This window comes from Paenibacillus cellulositrophicus (assembly GCF_009363095.1).
Classification (GTDB): Bacteria; Bacillota; Bacilli; order Paenibacillales; family Paenibacillaceae; genus Paenibacillus_AQ; species Paenibacillus_AQ favisporus.
In genome coordinates, this window is record NZ_CP045295.1 from 756,467 (window position 1) to 772,455 (window position 15,989).

Genomic DNA, 15,989 nt, shown 5'->3' on the forward strand with positions numbered 1-15,989 from the left:
CATATGCTGATCAAAAGAAAAACCGGCAAATTTGCCGGTACTCGCGGGTCGTATGCAGCTATTTCCGAAACGAATCTACCCTTTCACCGCACCGGCCGTCATGCCGTCGATGAAGTACTTTTGGAAGGCCACAAACAGGATAAAGATCGGCAGAATCGAAAAGAACGAGCCGACGATGAGCAGGTCATAGTTGTTGCCGTACGGCGTCAGCAGCGTCTTCAAACCGATCGGCAGCGTATACTTGTGCGAATCGCTCAGCACCATAAACGGCCACAAAAAGTTGTTCCAGCTGTTCATGCCGTTCAGAATGGCCATCGCGGCGAAGGAAGGCTTCATGACAGGAAGGATCAGCCTGGCGTAAATGCCGTACTCGCTCGCACCGTCCACCCGGCCGGAGGCGATAATCTCTTTCGGAATGCCGGACAGGTACTGTCTGAAGAAAAAGATCGTCGCCGCATTGGCAATGCCCGGCAAAATAATCGCCGAGTACGAGTTCATCATACCAAGGTTAAAAGTAAGCGTGTATAAAGGAAGCAGCAGTATTTCAAAGGGAACCATCATGATCAGCAGCACGCAGATAAAAAGGATATTTTTGCCTTTAAAATCATAAGCGGCAAAGCCGTAAGCTACCGTTGCGCTGACCAGCAGCGTCAGAACGACCTGCACCACGGTCAGCAGCAGCGAGTTGAAGAACCAGGTGAAATATGCGTGATCCCCCGTGAACAAAAAGACAAAGTTGTCCAGACTCATGACCGAGAAGTCAAGCTTCAGGTTCAATCCGTACCGGATCAGCTCTTCGCCGGGCTTGAAGGAAGCGAGCGTTATAGCGTAGAACGGCAGCAGGATCAGGAAGCAGATGACGGCGAAAATGACGACGAGGACGATGTTGAGCGCGGTGTTCTTTTTCATCCCTAATCCTCCTTCTTAAACATGCCGGAGAACGCCAGCTGCGTCAGATTAATGATCATCGTCACAGCGAGCAGCACAATGCCGACCGCGGCGGCGTAGCCGAGGTTGTTCTTCTCGATCCCTTGGCGGTACAAGTAGCCGACGATCGTAAGGCCGATGTTTTTCGGCGAGTTGTTGCCGTTCCACAGCATGAGGCTTTCGATAAACATGGCCAGTCCCGCATAAATGCTGATCGTAAGCACATAAATCGTGGTCGGTTTCAGCAGCGGCATGGTGATTCTGGTGAATTTTTGGAATGCGGAGGCGCCGTCGATCGAGGCGGCTTCGTAGTATTCCTCCGGAATATTTTTGAGACCCGAAAGGAAGTAAAGGATGTTAACTCCCGTCCACCGCCAGGTCGCCAGGGCGAGCAGCGCGACAAAACCGGTCAGATGCCCTTTCAGAAATTTCACCGGCTCGATGCCGAAAACACCAAGGACGCTGTTGATCAGCGACCCTTCCATCTCCCCGAACATCAGGCGGAAGATCGTCCCCGCCACCACCACGGATGTCAGTGCTGGAAAGAAGAAAGCCGATTTAAAAAATTCGCGGCCCCACATCCATTTGTTGTTGATCAGCACCGCCAGCAGCATCGGAAACGGAATCAGAATGACCAGCGTCAGCACCATATACAGCGCGCTGTTGCCGATCGACTTCAGGAACACGCCGTCCCCCATCAGCTTCTGATAGTTGTCCATCCCTGTCCACTCGGCCTCCTGCCCCAGGGTGACATGCTGGAAACTCATGCCGAACGAGCTGAGCAGCGGGTAAACCCAGAACACCAGAAAAATGGCGACAAACGGGAACACGAACACGTACGGGGCGACCTTTTGCGAATATATAAAACGCTTGATCATGTCTTTACTCCTTTCTGTTTGAAAAAGAGCCGCTCCCCGAAAAGACAAGAGCAGCTCTGATTCCGGGCATGCCGGCGGGCTATTTCAGTTCCTGCTCGATCTGTGCCTGCGCATCGTCCAGCGCTTCCTTAATGTCACGTCCGTCCTCGAAAATTTCGTTGAGCGTCGTCGTGTACAGCACGTTGTTGATCGTCGGCGAAGCCGGCGTCGATTTGATCAGACGGATTTCATCCTTGATATCGTTCAGCACGTCAAACGGGTTGTTGACGAAATATTTCACGAATTGGTTTTCGGGATTATGCGTCACGTCTTTCATATTCCATACGTCCATATTGATCGGGTCAAAACCAAGTGTGTTCCAGATTTCGATGTTCGCGTCGAGGGACAGCTTGGCGTAAGCAATGAAGTCTTTGGCCAACTGAACGTCTTTGGCTGTTTTCGTGACGACGGTACCGGTCCCGCCTCCGCCGTAAGAGCGCGGCATTCCTTTTTCCATGACCGGAATCGGCGCAAGTGCGATTTTACCGGACAGGTCAGGCATATAGTTCGTGTAGCGCGACATCATCCACAGCGGCATGAAAGCCGTCGCATACTTTCCTTCGTTAAACTCGCCGTACGCTTCCTCCGTGTCCGGCTGCCCGCCGGCAATTGTGGCGATGACGTTGTTATCCTGCAGGTCTTTCAGCACCTTCAGTCCTTTGACCATGGCGTCCGAATTGACGATCGGCTTGCCCGCATCATCGGTAAAATCGCTTTTCTGCTGCGCCAGCATCATCGATGCCTCCCAACCGGCGCTCGTATCCGCCGTGCCCATGTATTTGCCGGTCTTCTCGTACACCTGCATGCCTGCCTTCTTGAAATCGTCCCAAGTGACGATCGATTTGTAGTCCACGCCGGCTTCCTTTAGAATTTCGGTGTTATAGAACGCAACCGACGCACCGACGTGGGTCGAGAGTCCGTAAACCTTTCCTTCCTTGCTGTACATATCGATCTGGGACTGGACGATGGTATCTTTGTAAGGCTCGACCACGTCGTTCAGAGGCTCCAACTGAGGGGTACCTTTCAGAAAATCGGGAAACTTGCCGATCTCAATGTCTGCAATATCCGGTGCCCCAACGCCTGTCTGTACCGCGATCGAGAGCTTGTTATGCATGTCGTCATACGGCATGACCGTGACGTTCAGCTTGATCTGGCGGTCCGGGTTTGCCGCGTTCCACTTCTCCAGCATCTTCTTGAAATGCTGCCCGTGCAGCTCCACAAATGTCCAATAGGACAGCTCGGTTGCCGTGTCGCCGGCCCCTCCGTCCAGGACGGACGTTTTGCCTTCCGCACTATTGGAAGACTTGCCGCATCCCCACAACATCGTCGTCATCGTGACGACCAGCAGCAGCATCAGCCATTTTTTCTTCATATCCAGGATCCTCCCCTAAGCTTCAATGATTTTTCTTGCCGCCAAGCACTTGCAGGACAAAACAAATCTGACTGACCAAGAACGGGTGACCTAAAAACATGAATAAAGCGCTTTCATTTGTGTCTGATTTCAACTCCCCTGCCGGGCTCCGGCGGCTCCTCATCTCAGGAACCATTCTTCCGGGCGCCGCTTCCGCAAGCTGAACCGGGGCAGCTTCGATAGGTTGCCGCGAAGATGACCTCCTCGGTTTTAAAGTTTTCTAAAATAATTCAAAACATATTGAATGAATCCGTTTGCAAGTATAAAATAACATACAGGAAATACGGTTGTAAATATAAAATCTAAAACATTTTATATTTTTTTAAAACATAACGGAATGAGGCTTTTAACCTTCGATCTGACCTTTTCTTCATTCAGCTGCCCATACCAAGTTCTTTCCCCTATTTAGTTAGCCGGTCGTTATTCTCATGGTCTGCCATCTACTCCCGCCAATCGACTTTTTTCTGCATGATTCTTCTAATATCCCGATTACTTTATGCTTTTTTAAAATAAAAAACGGAGCCCAAGCTCCCGCTTTATTCCCGAGCCTATGTAAGTAATTTTGTCAAATCCACGGCATCGACAGAATGTTATGAACAAAAAGTGAACGCTCACAAAAACAGATTGTAAACTAATATTACATCCATTTATAATAAGAGGTATACATCAACCGATAATGTCATTTTATATAACATTTCTTTTTTTGGAGGGATGTTTGATGACCCGCAGACGGAAACCGGTATTAAGAAGAACCCTAATGACGACGATTGCCGCTACTGCCCTGCTGACCAGCTTGCTTCCGGCAGCGTCCGATGCAGCGCAGGAAAAAGGCTTATCTGCAATCGCATCAGCCCTGACTCCCATCCTCCAGCAGGCGGAGAAGGACGGGATTCGCATGTCGGTCGGCATCCGCGACCTCAGCGGCTATTACGGGCATGAAACGCTGCTGCTTGGGTCGCATGAGCCGTACATGCCGGCCAGTACGATCAAGCTTGCCGTCGTATCCGCATTGATGCAGCAGGTTGACCGTGGCGAGCTGTCCCTGGCCGATCAGGTCAGGGTAACGCCCGAAGACGTCGTAGGCGGCAGCGGATCGCTGCAGACCGAAAGCTTCCCGCAGAACCTTACGCTGGAACGCCTTGCCCGTCTGATGATCACCCAATCGGACAACACGGCGACCAACGTGCTCATCGACAAGGTCGGCATGGACAGGGTCCAGCAGCTGATGGACCAATTGGACCTTCGGACGATGCACCTTGGACGCAAAATGTTTGCGGCTGCCCCCTCCCCCGCCCAGGACAATTACATCGACGCCGCGGATTTGACGGAGCTGCTCGGCCAAATCTATCAGGGTTCCTTCCTCAGCGTCTCCTCCAGAAACCAGATCATCGCCTGGATGGCCCGGCAGGAGGTCAGCACCAAGTTTGGAGCTGCGCTGCCCGATGCGCCAATCGCCCATAAAACTGGGGAAAACGCCAACGTCACCCACGATGCCGGATATTTCCTTGTACCGGGGCACGAGCTCGCCGTCTCCGTGCTGCTGCAGGTAACGACAACCCAGGATTTCGACGAAGCGCAGCGGATCGGCAATCCCATCGTGCAAAAGGCCGCCAGAGCCATCTACAGCGAGCAGGTCAAGGATCAGGAAGCATCTGCCGACAGTCCGCTCACCCGCGCCGAGTTCACTTCCCTGGTCGCCCGGGAACTTGGCCTGGCATCCGCTGCGGATCAATCCAGCCAGTTTTACGATATCAGTGACGACAGTCCGTTTGCAGGCGAAATCGCCGCAGCCCGTCAAGCTGGCCTTGTGCGCGGAACCGGCGAGGGCCGGTTTGACGGAACAGCTGTAATCACGCGCGCCGAAATGGCTGCGATTGCGGTTCGCGCCTATGTGTTCATTCACCGCGAAGCCTCGGCGTCAGGGGAAGCTCCCAAAGCCAACGAAGGCACCATTCCCTCCTGGGCCGCAGGTTATGTCAGCCAAGCTCTCCAATTAGGAATGATGGAGCCTGCTGCAGCGCGTAGGACGGACCTACCTGCAAACCGGCAGGACGGGTCACGATTCATCACCGGCATGTGGAACTTTACTCGCTGATCCGGTCCGGCTTCATCTAAGCTGCCGCTTTATTCAACACATAAAGGGATGCCCTGCCGTCAATCGGCGTAAGGCATCCCTTTTGTTTTTATTCCTTGCTTTTTCGTCGGGTTCAGCACGCGAGGACGATACCGGCTCAGCGGATGTTCCCTGATCCATTTTGCCAGCGTTCCCCTCATTCCTTCACGGAGCCCAGCGTAATCCCCGTAATAAAGAACCGCTGCAGAAACGGATAGATGACCAGCACCGGAATCATCGCAATGAAGATTTTAGCCGCATTCAGCGTCCGGTTCGACAGTTCGCTCATCCGCTGGATCTGTTCGGCCGTCATCGTGTTGGCATCGATCACCACCACCATCTGCTGGATATACGTCTGAAGCGGATAATGGTCCGCCGCTGACATCAGCACCAGTCCGTAAAAAATTCGTTCCAATGGTACACGATGCTGAACAGCGTAACTGTAGCAATGACCGGCCCCGCGAGCGGGACAAAGATCTGGATCATCATCCGCCAGGGGCCCGCACCGTCGACAAGCGCTGCCTCCTCCAGCTCTTTAGGCAGATTGCGGAAAAAGTTAATGACAAGGATGACGCTGAATACGGGCACGCTGTTGCCGAGAACGAGCGCCCAAATGTTGTTGATGAGTCCCAGCGACTTTACCGTCATGTACCAAGGAATCAATCCGCCGTTAAACAGCATCGTAAACACGAGGATCCACATGAGCACATTGCGATACGGCAGCTCCTTGGCATTTTTGGATAACGGATACGCCATCAGCAGAATGACCACAAAGTTCAGCCCCGCCCCGAGGATGACCCGCTGCACGGATATCCAGAACGAGTTAAAAAATTTGCGGTCTCCCATCAGCTCCTGGTAAGAACCGAGGTTGAAACCGACGGGCCACAGCCCGACCCGGCCCGAGCTTGCCGCTGCATTGTTGCTGAGGGATACGGCAAGGGTGTACCAGATGGGCAGGATGCATAAGATTGCGATGCCTACCAGGATCACGATCAGCGCAATATCAAACAGCCGGGAGCCTGCCGTGTTGTCTTTTACCATTGAACATGCACTCCTTTTGTCATCAAAAGATACGGTAGTTGGCAAACCGGTAAGCGAGATAATAGGAGATCGTGATCATGAGGAAGCTGACCACCGATTTGAGCAGGCCCATGGCGGTCGCCAGGCTGAATTGCAGATTGACCAGCCCTGTCCGGTAGACCCAGGTGTCGATAATGTCGCCGCTGGAATAGACCAGCGGGTTGTACAGATTGAAGATCTGCTCAAAGCCCGCGTTCAGCACATTACCAAGGCTGAGCACCGAGAGCAGCACGATCGCCGAGACGATGCCGGGAAGCGTCACGTGCAGCATCCGCTTGAACCGGGTCGCCCCGTCGATCGCAGCCGCCTCGTACAGAGCCGGGTTGATGCCGGTCAGCGCGGCCAAATAAATGATCGTGTTAAACCCGAATTCCTTCCACACGTCGCTTCCCACGATGAGGGCCGGAAACAGGTCCGCCCGCCCGAAGAACAGGATCGGCTTGATATGAAACACCGACAAGATTTGGTTCACCGGACCGGTGTAGCCGAAGATATCGAGCAGAATCCCCGAAAGGATAACCCAGGACAAAAAATGCGGCAGGTATACGATCGTCTGAATCCAGCGCTTCAAATACCGCAGCCGCAGCTCATTCAGCAGCAGGGCAAAGACGAGCGGGATGACCAGATTACCTACAATTTTGAACACGGCGATCACCAGGGTGTTGACCAGAATCGTGACGCTGTCGTTCAAGGAAAACATGTATTTGAAGTTTTCGAGACCGACCCATTCCGAATGCAGAATTCCGAGGCCCGGGTTGTAATCCTGAAAAGCCATGACGATGCCGAACATCGGAACGATGCTGAACAGGGTCAGCCAGATCATTCCGGGGAGAAGCATCAAGTAATAGTGCTTGGCGAATCCCTTGTTAATCATCTTGCAGCTCCTTCCTTTTCCGGGTCATATGCTTAAATAGGGGAGGCGCCGGAACGGTTCCCGGCACCTGCCTTTCGTTGGAGCGGTAAAAGCCTACTGCTGCGCGATTTCCGCGACTTCTTTGAGAATGTCGTCTCCGCCCTGCTTCCGCCAGTCCTTTACGAACTGATCAAAGGTATCCAGCGGGGCTGCTCCCATAATGATTTTCAGAAACGTTTCCTTCTCCATCTTGTCGAGCGTCGCCCACTTGCTCTCCATCGTTTTCGTTTGGGAATAGGTCAGGCTGTACGTCTTTTTGTAAGGCTCCATCAGCGGTGCAATGCCGACCAAGGTGGAGTAGAGCCGCTTCCAGGCGCCCAAATCCGCATTCGGGTCCCAATACTGGATGTCCATTTTATCGTACGGTTCGAGCTTCACCTTCTTAATGTTCTCGGCATCGGCCTTCAGCAGCTTATAGCCCGGCAGATCGAGCTCCTCCGGCTTTTTGGTGCCGGCCAGCACTTCTTTCATCGCGTTGTAGGTCACGTACATTTCGTCCATTGGCGCAAACACAATGCGCAGCGGGTAATTCCCAATGCCGACGCTGACGTCGAATTTGGATTCGTCCCGGAGCAAAAGGTTTTCCATTTTAATTGCCGCTTCCGGATGCTTGTAGCCTTTGCGGACGACGAGATATTGGTTGGACGGCGTTCCCATATGAGGTGTGAACTCCCCGTTCTTGTCGAGCAGGGTGTAGGCCTGCCAGTTCGCCTTCGGATTGTTTTTGATGGCGTCCGCCAGCGGGCCGTACCCGCCTGCCCACCACAGGCCGAAGTAGATCCCGGATGTGCCGTTTTTGATCAGCTCCTGCGCATCCTTGCGGATGCTCATTTCCGGATCGATCAGCCCTTTGGCATACAGGTCCCGGAGCTTGGCGAGCGCCTCCTTCGTTTCGGGTTCGATGGATCCGTAGGTCGGCTTCCCGTCTGTGCCCTTCAGCCAAAAGCCCGGATATGCGTGATAGGCGCCGAAGATCGGATCAAATCCGTAGTTGTTGTTGTTCGGATTGATGAAATCCGCATTGAGCAGTCCGCCGGATTGCGGGCCGCTGATGCCGATGGTGTCGTTTTTCCCATTACCGTCCGGATCCTGTTCCACAAAGGCTTTGGCGACCTTCTCCAGCTCATCGACGTTACGCGGGACCTCGAGACCAAGCTTGTCGAGCCAGTCCTTGCGAATCCACATAATATGCTGCATGTCCGATTCCGCCGTCACGTTTGGCAGCGCATACATTTTTCCGTCGAAGGTGACGGATTTCATCGCAAGCCCATCCGTCGAATCGATGATCTTTTTCAGCACAGGGGAGGCATACTGCTCGTATACTTCCGACAGGTCGGCCAGCTGGTTACTCTTGACCATCTGCCGCAGCTGCGTGTCCGTCACGACGAGCGCATCCGGAAGGTCGTTGCTGGCGATGGCCAGATTTACCTTTTGCTGATAATCCTTGCCGACGCCGGCCTGCCAAATAATCTTCGTATCGATATTGAGGTTGTCCTTGAAGTACCGGGTATACACGTTGTTTTCCGGTGAGTCTCCTGGCGGAAGGCTCTTATCTGCCGAGTCCACCTCTTTGCCGATGTTGATCGTAACGGTTTCGCTGTACTTGCCGAACGGGTCCGCCGGATCTTTGGATACGTCGGCTTCCTTCTCCGATGCGCCGCCGCTGCCGCAGGCCGACAGAACCAGCATCAGGCCCGCTATCGCCAGGCTCATCATGGATTTTGCTCTCATCTTCTTCGCCCCTTCTTTTGCTCTTGGTTTGCTTGCACCTTTAAGGTAACACAGGAATCCGCTTTTCCCGGTTAGACGGAAGTTTTAGGTTGGGATAGACAATTGACTTCAATCGGGAGGATGTCAGCGGTTTCACTGAAGCGTTTTCGACGATTTTCCTACTTGCCGGAGGACATTTCTCTACCCTTCTCTATCCTGATCCGATTGATTCCGATATTCGCTCGGCAGCAGCCCGGTATACTCCCGGAAAGACCGGCTGAAATACTTTTCGTCCTCATAGCCGACGTGCTGCGCAATCCAGAGGACGGTTTTGGTCGTATTCCGCAAATAATGCTTGGCTTGATCCAGACGGATGCGGCGCAGGTAGGCGTTGAAGTTGGTCCCGACAATTTCCTTGAAGCACTGGCTGAAATAGCTGCGGCTCATGCTGACCCTGCGGGCGATGTCCGCCGCCGTCACCGGCTGGTCCAGCTCCTCGTGCAGCATGGAAACAGCTGTCATCACGCTCTGAACGACCTCGGGTGAATACGGCGCCTTGCCCCATTCTTCGCGAAGCTGCTTGCGGACGGCGTCAAACCACGCTTCGACCTCGAACCAGGAATTCAGCGGGGCGGGCAGGCGAATGCGAGTCTTTCCTGTTTTACCGGCCAGCTGGTCCAACCGGTCGGCCAGCACGTACAGCCGCCCCGAGAGCTCCGCCTGCGGCAGCCGGAGTTCTTTCAACTCCTGCAGATTTGCCTGAAACAAACCTTCCCGGTAGATCCAGCCCGGCGAGAGCCACTGGGCCATTACGGTGAGTGTAAGATCTTCATTTACGGGATTCACGCTCTGCACGAGCGCTGACAAGGATCGATCCATGACCTTTACGGCCGGGTCATATTCGTAAAAAAACTCCCCTTCGCAGTACCTCCGCACCTGGTCATACACTTCGGAAGGCATTCGGCCCTGGATACCCTTTAACAGGATCAGCGTCCACACGGCGTCCGCTGAAGCCAATCGTACCAGTTCATCCAGCCCCTCCTCCCCTCCCCCGAGGGTAAAGAACAAGACTTGGCGCCCCAATTCAGCAAATCGCTCCGCATGCCGGACCGCCCACTCCACCACAGCACCGGGTTCCGGATCGCGGACCACTGACAGCAGAGCATACCCCCGGTCCGTCACAAAAGATTCGTCAGGGCTGCTTGCCCCGGGCAGTATGCGCAGCTTCCGAAGCCGCCCTTCCTGCTCTGTGATGCGGCGATGAATCCGTCCCAGCACCTCCTCGAACCGCTCCTTCTCCAGCTGGACCTTGGCGATATAATCAATCGCTCCCAGCCGGATCGCTTCCTGAATGTATTCGAAATCCTGATGCAGGGTCAGCACCGCGATGTAAACCTCCGGATGCCGTTCACGCACCAAGCGCATCAGCTCCATGCCGGACATGACCGGCATTTCCAGATCCGTCAGCAGCAGATCGACTTCATGGTTGTCCAGAAATTCCAGCGCTTTTGCACCGTTGTTCGCCTCCCCGATCACCTCCATCTCGAAATCCTGCCACGGCATCACCGAAATGAGCCCCTTCCGGACCAGCTTATCGTCATCGACCACGAGCACTTTAATCATGGTCCGCACCTCCTTCATTAGGTAAGCTAAGCTTGATCGTCGTCCCTTCTCCGAGCCTGCTCGATACATCGAGCTTAGCCCTTTCGCCGTAATGCATTCCAATGATCCGGTTGACGTAGCTCATCCCGATGCCCATGCCGGCATTCCGGTTACCACCTTCCGCGGACAGCAGCGCCTCGATTTTGTCCTCGGGAATGCCCGCTCCGTTATCCCGGATGGAGATCTCGATTTGATCCGACTGCCGTACATCCACCTGGATATAGCCGTCGTCGTCCAATCCGTGATAGAGGGCGTTCTCGACGAGCGGCTGCAAAATAAACCGGGGAATGGGCACCTCCAGCACCTCCTGATCAACGTGGATATGGACGTCGAACTGGAAATCGTAGCGGATTTGCTGCAAAATCAGGTACTGCTTTACCGCATCGATCTCCTCCTGAATGGTGGACGTCTGGCCGAGCTTTCCCAGATTGTAATGCAGTAGTTTGTTCAAGGAAGTGACAAGCCTGTCGATTTCCTCCTGCCCGTTCATGACCGCGATCCAGCGGACGGTATCCAGGCTGTTCATGAGAAAATGCGGGTTGATCTGATACAGCAGCTTCTCCACCTCCAGATCCGCGCGCCGTTTTTCCTTGGCCTCGACTTCCCGGAACAATTCCCAAATTTGATGCTTCATTTGCTGAAACCGCCGCACCAGCAGGTCGAATTCCGGAATATGGGTGCGGGCGGCCGGACTGCCGATGCGGCTGTCGGCCATTTGTTCGATTTCCCGGTGAAAGCCGCGAAGCGGGCGGTACACCATTTTCCACAACAGCCAACCCAGCAGCAGGCTCATGCCGAGAAACAGCAGCGAAAACAGGCCGATCTGCACGAACCAGCGGTTCATTTCGCGGTTATAGTCCGCCTTGGACGTTAACGAGACGATGCTCCAGCCTTGATTGCTTGTTTCCTTAAACCAGTAATAGCCTTGTTCCGTGCCCGACGACTTGGCCTGGTCGAAATGCGGAAACTTCGTTCCGATCTGAAACGAATCCGGGGCGTCGCTGTAGGCGATTCGCCCGTCGTTATCCACAAACACATGGGAAGCCGCCCCGCCGACGGCATCATTGTTCAATATGTTCTGCGTCAGCTTAAAGCCGGTCTCCATGTAAATGTACACGCCGTCCAGGTTAGGCAGGTCCACCTTGCGCATGGCCGAAAGCACGTATTGGTTGTCAAAACGGCTGTTGCTCACATGCGGTCCGTAGTACGAAATTTGGCTGTACTGGGCCAGCAGGGGAAGCTTTTCGGGAGCGAAGCTGTCCTTGACACCCGTATTCTCCAGTTCATAGTGACGGTCGTTCATAAAATAATACATGGCCAGTCCGATACTGGGGTTGGTGAACGTAATCAGGCCGAGCTCCTCCTTCAAATCGCTGAGCGTTTTCGCCCGTTCGAACGGCTCCTCCGCCGACAGCATTTCACTCAGCTTGTTTCCGACGCTTCCACCTACGGCGAACTGCTGCGACACATGGTTGAGGTTGTTGATGGAGTTCTCCAGGGAGAGCTCGACCTGCTTAAGGTTGCTCTGGATGCCGTTTTGGATTTTGTTGGTGAGGATGGAGTAAATGGTGAAATACGAGATGAGCACGATACTGACAAACGGAATCAATGAGCTGAACAGAAAAATGATCATAATCCTTCGTTTCAAGGTCAAATAATGATAGATACGCGCCTTCCACTTTGTTTTCATGGCATTCATCATGGCAGTCCCTCTTTTCTCATGCTTGGCTTGGCCCCTCCTTCAGGTTTTGGAAAATGAGATGGGAGAAGATCAGATGTAGGTTAACACAGGCGAAGCCAGGCATGCATTAACGATTTATCGCGTTAGCCCAGGAAAATGATCTGCATGCGGAAGCTGCATAGACAACGGCAAAAAAAGCCCGGCAGAAACGGCGATCGTTCATTCGCTGTTCCGCTGGGCTTTTACAGGTGTCTTTTTTCAAGCTCAATCAGGCGGTGCTTAATAAATCTTCTTCATCAGTTCCATCACTTCATCCAGGGTAAGGCCGAAGGATTTGTAGTATGCAGTATCGTTAACCATCTGCTTCAAAATCATTTCGTCGCGTATACGCAGCTTGTCTTCGGGTGAGAAATCGGCGACAAAGCACCCTTTTCCCGTGACCGTGTTGATCAAACCGCATCGCTCGAGTTCTTCCCAGGCTTTCTTTACGGTGATGACGCTAACGCGCAGCTCCTGGGCCGCTTGTCGGATCGGCGGTAAACTATAGCCGCTTTCCAGTTCCCCTTTCAAAATTTGCGCGCTGATTTGTTCGAAAAGCTGCTGGTAGATCGGTTTTTCGGAGTTGTTCGAAATCGCAATGTTCATTGGATCTCCACTTTGTGGAAACGTTTAACCGCAATCCGGTAAGCCATCATGGTGAGTGCGATGAAAATAACGATTCCGGCGATCATCAAGGATGCTTGAAGTGCCACATTGTGGACGCCGCTGCCATTAAACATGTCGGACACATAGGAATTTTGGATTCCGATCCATTGCGCGAGTCCGGCAAAAACCATCGCTCCGGTAATGCCCGCCAACGCCGCCCCGCCAAATTTATACGCCGTCTTGTAATACATGGGGATAAAGAACACGTTGAAAACCGCATACATCACAAAGCACAGTCCCCAAAAACCCGGATACGGTCCGAAGAAATCGTTGGGTATTTCCCCATAGAGACGAATATTGATGATACCAAAAATGATGGCCATCAGCATATGGAGCATTTCCAGGATGACAATGACAAGCACCCTGGCCTTGACCATGTCTGTTTTGGTGACAGGCATCATCGAAGTAAACATCAAATCGTTTTGTGACCGGAACTGGCCAAATGTATTAGGGACCGTGATCCAGCAAAAATACAGCAGCACGATAAAATACAACCAGCCCGGTATGAGCATCAACGCGCCCAAAACGACAGGCACCAAAAAAAACAACGGATTGATTCCCAATTTTAAATCCTTCATTACCAAGTTATACATACATATCCTCCTTTTTCGCGAAATAAATCATAATCTCCTCAAGAGTGGGCCGGGCCGCTTTCACATCTAAGGAAGGATCGAAGTCTTTGGCATGGATCAATCCCGTAAAGCCGAACGAATTCGTTTTGTAGGAAATCAGCTGCGCCTTCACCGGGTCCAGTTGACTCACGCTACCGTTCAGTAAAAGGTAGGATTCAATAAACTCTTCTTTCACGGCACTGTTGATGATTCTTCCGTTATGGATATAGGTAATGTAATCCGCGCACTTTTCCAAATCCGATGTAATATGCGTTGAGAACAGGATGCTGATTTCACCCTCTGCGACGAGCGATTGAAAAAGATCGAGCAGGTCGTCCCGTGCAATCGGATCCAGCCCACTTGTCGGTTCATCGAGAATCAGAAGCTTTGCGCCATGGGATAAGGCAAGGGCCAAACTGTACTTTACTCTCATCCCTGTCGACAACTCGACGATTTTTTTGTTTTCATCCAATTTGAATCTTCTTAAATAATACGAATAAATTTCATCATCCCAGTTGGTATAGAACTTTTTTACCACTTCCGTCAAAGCTTTTATTTTGCTCCGGGTATAAAAATCGATGCCGCCAAACGCATATCCGATGTCCTGCTTCAATTCGATTTCGTGTTCGGCAATGTTCTTGCCGAAAATACGCACTTCGCCGCTGTCGGTATGAATCAGATTCAAAATCGATTTGATCGTCGTCGTCTTTCCCGCCCCATTGGCGCCGATAAAACCCATAATATAACCTTTTTCCAACTGAAACGTCACGTCTTTCAACTGGAAATTCGGATAGGTTTTGCTTAAGTTTCGAATGTCTAATGCCAGCATACCGTTCCTCCTCGATAAATTGTGTATATCGTGTATGCACAATATATCATCGCAGCAAGAGTAAAGTCAATGGATGGAAAGCGGAATGTTGAAAAGATTTTTATCCAAAAGGCATGAATTTAAAACCGCCCGGCGTTCTCCAAAGGTTGTATCGCATACAAAAAAAAGAAAAGCATCGCCGTGTCGGCGCTGCTTTTCTTTGGGTCTAAAGGGTCAATATTGGCCGCTCCTTGTTCTGGACTGGCAAGAGGAAGAATACGGCGGAATGGCCGGAGTTGCTTTATTTGGCCGGTAAAAATTCGGTGGTAAATACGTTGGCGATCGGCTCCGCTTTCTTCAAAACGCCGACTTCGATGAGCTGCTTCTGCACCTCTTCCCACCGCTCCTTCGTCATGGTACCGACGCCCTGCTCCGCCGCGTCACCGCCGAATACGAGATCCATCTCCTTTTCGGCGCTGTACTTCATCATATCCAGATCCATATCCGGGTTTTGCTCGTGGATGGCTGGATTGACTTCCTCGGCGTGGTTTTTGTAGTAATCCCACCCTTTTACCGTCGCTTCAACGAACGCTTTGACTTTGTCCGGATGCTCCTTGATCATCTTCTCGGTCGTAAAATAGACGTTGGCGTAAAGGTTATACCCGGAATCCGCGATCAGCATCGTGCCGACGTTCACTCCCTGCTTTTCCAAAGTATAAGGCTCGGATGTGATGTATCCCTGCGTCAAAGCGTTAGGGTCGTTCACAAAATTGACCAACGATCCCGTATACTTCAGCTCCTTGACCTGATCCAGCTTATATTTGCTTTTCATGTACAGCCAGAAACTCGCCGTCGGAGCGACGTAAACCGCATGTCCGTTCAGGTCGGAGAAGTCCTTGATTCCCGCTTCCTTGTGATAAATCAGCACCTGCGGGCTCTTCTGAAACGAGGCGGCGATAGCTACGATCGGAATGCCCTCCTGCCTTGCGACCAAAATATCGTCGCCGTTCGCGATGCCGAAGTCGGCTTTGCCGGAAGCTACGATCTGTGTGGAGGATACCTGCGGACCCCCGGGCGTCAGCGTCATGTCCAGCCCCGCGTCCTTATAGAAGCCTTGCTGGACGGCCGCGAAGTTGCCGCCATGTTCCGGTTCGGCGAACCAGTTGAGAACCAAGGTCGATTTCTCCAGCTTCGGCTCTGCGGAAGCCGTCCCCGTCTTTTCCCCGGAGGATGCTGTTTCCGGAGCTGCCGTTTTCCCCGAACAGGCGGCCAGCATTCCCGTCATCAATACGGCGCATAAGGACAATGCCATCATCTTCTTAACACTGCGTTTGTTCGCTGTCATTTTCGTTGCCATGTTACCCATCCCCCTTAGGACTTGACTTTCTATGCCTATCATAGGAGATACGTCAAATTAGCGTCAACAAATATGCCGTCGATTTGTAATCACG

At 52.6% G+C, this 15,989-nt stretch carries 12 protein-coding genes and 1 pseudogene; 1 reads left to right on the forward strand and 12 read right to left on the reverse strand.

Features of this window, described 5'->3' with window-relative positions; all coding sequences use genetic code 11:
* Positions 1-75: 75 nt before the first annotated feature.
* The 3 genes from GCU45_RS03355 to GCU45_RS03365 form a co-directional block, all read right to left on the reverse strand.
* A complete protein-coding gene (locus tag GCU45_RS03355) occupies positions 76-909 on the reverse strand; it encodes a carbohydrate ABC transporter permease (RefSeq protein WP_076171512.1) in 834 nt (277 codons plus the stop codon).
* 2 nt (positions 910-911) lie between these two features.
* A complete protein-coding gene (locus GCU45_RS03360) occupies positions 912-1,805 on the reverse strand; it encodes a carbohydrate ABC transporter permease (protein WP_089547816.1) in 894 nt (297 codons plus the stop codon).
* A 79-nt stretch (positions 1,806-1,884) separates the two neighbouring features.
* Positions 1,885-3,216, reverse strand: coding sequence for an ABC transporter substrate-binding protein (locus GCU45_RS03365; protein ID WP_116229960.1), 1,332 nt, complete (start codon positions 3,214-3,216; stop codon positions 1,885-1,887).
* Between the two features lie 757 nt (positions 3,217-3,973).
* Between GCU45_RS03365 and GCU45_RS03370 the strand changes: the two genes are divergently transcribed.
* Complete coding sequence (locus GCU45_RS03370; protein WP_167527077.1) at positions 3,974-5,350, forward strand: serine hydrolase; 1,377 nt, start codon at positions 3,974-3,976, stop codon at positions 5,348-5,350.
* Positions 5,351-5,525: 175 nt separating this feature from the next.
* Here the strand turns inward: GCU45_RS03370 and GCU45_RS03375 are convergent.
* From GCU45_RS03375 to GCU45_RS03415, 9 genes and pseudogenes are all read right to left on the reverse strand, one after another.
* Positions 5,526-6,409, reverse strand: a pseudogene (locus tag GCU45_RS03375) (carbohydrate ABC transporter permease).
* A gap of 22 nt (positions 6,410-6,431) precedes the next feature.
* The gene (locus GCU45_RS03380) at positions 6,432-7,322 is read right to left on the reverse strand and encodes an ABC transporter permease (protein WP_152398066.1); all 891 of its coding nucleotides are present in this window, start codon (positions 7,320-7,322) and stop codon (positions 6,432-6,434) included.
* Positions 7,323-7,415: 93 nt separating this feature from the next.
* Positions 7,416-9,092, reverse strand: a complete 1,677-nt coding sequence (locus tag GCU45_RS03385; RefSeq protein WP_152398067.1) for an extracellular solute-binding protein — start codon at positions 9,090-9,092, stop codon at positions 7,416-7,418.
* Between the two features lie 180 nt (positions 9,093-9,272).
* On the reverse strand, positions 9,273-10,694 hold the full coding sequence (locus tag GCU45_RS03390; RefSeq protein ID WP_167527078.1) for a response regulator transcription factor: 1,422 nt from the start codon (positions 10,692-10,694) through the stop codon (positions 9,273-9,275).
* Positions 10,687-12,432 (reverse strand): sensor histidine kinase, encoded by a 1,746-nt coding sequence (locus GCU45_RS03395; RefSeq protein ID WP_425281285.1) that lies wholly within the window; start codon positions 12,430-12,432, stop codon positions 10,687-10,689. Before GCU45_RS03395 ends, GCU45_RS03390 begins: the two co-directional genes overlap by 8 nt.
* Positions 12,433-12,693: 261 nt before the next feature.
* On the reverse strand, positions 12,694-13,059 hold the full coding sequence (locus tag GCU45_RS03400) for a GntR family transcriptional regulator (RefSeq protein ID WP_105442306.1): 366 nt from the start codon (positions 13,057-13,059) through the stop codon (positions 12,694-12,696).
* Positions 13,056-13,712, reverse strand: a complete 657-nt coding sequence (locus GCU45_RS03405; protein ID WP_152398069.1) for an ABC-2 transporter permease — start codon at positions 13,710-13,712, stop codon at positions 13,056-13,058. Before GCU45_RS03405 ends, GCU45_RS03400 begins: the two co-directional genes overlap by 4 nt.
* The gene (locus GCU45_RS03410) at positions 13,705-14,559 is read right to left on the reverse strand and encodes an ABC transporter ATP-binding protein (protein ID WP_145024364.1); all 855 of its coding nucleotides are present in this window, start codon (positions 14,557-14,559) and stop codon (positions 13,705-13,707) included. Before GCU45_RS03410 ends, GCU45_RS03405 begins: the two co-directional genes overlap by 8 nt.
* Before the next feature lie 280 nt (positions 14,560-14,839).
* On the reverse strand, positions 14,840-15,895 hold the full coding sequence (locus GCU45_RS03415) for an ABC transporter substrate-binding protein (protein WP_244364419.1): 1,056 nt from the start codon (positions 15,893-15,895) through the stop codon (positions 14,840-14,842).
* Positions 15,896-15,989: the final 94 nt, after the last annotated feature.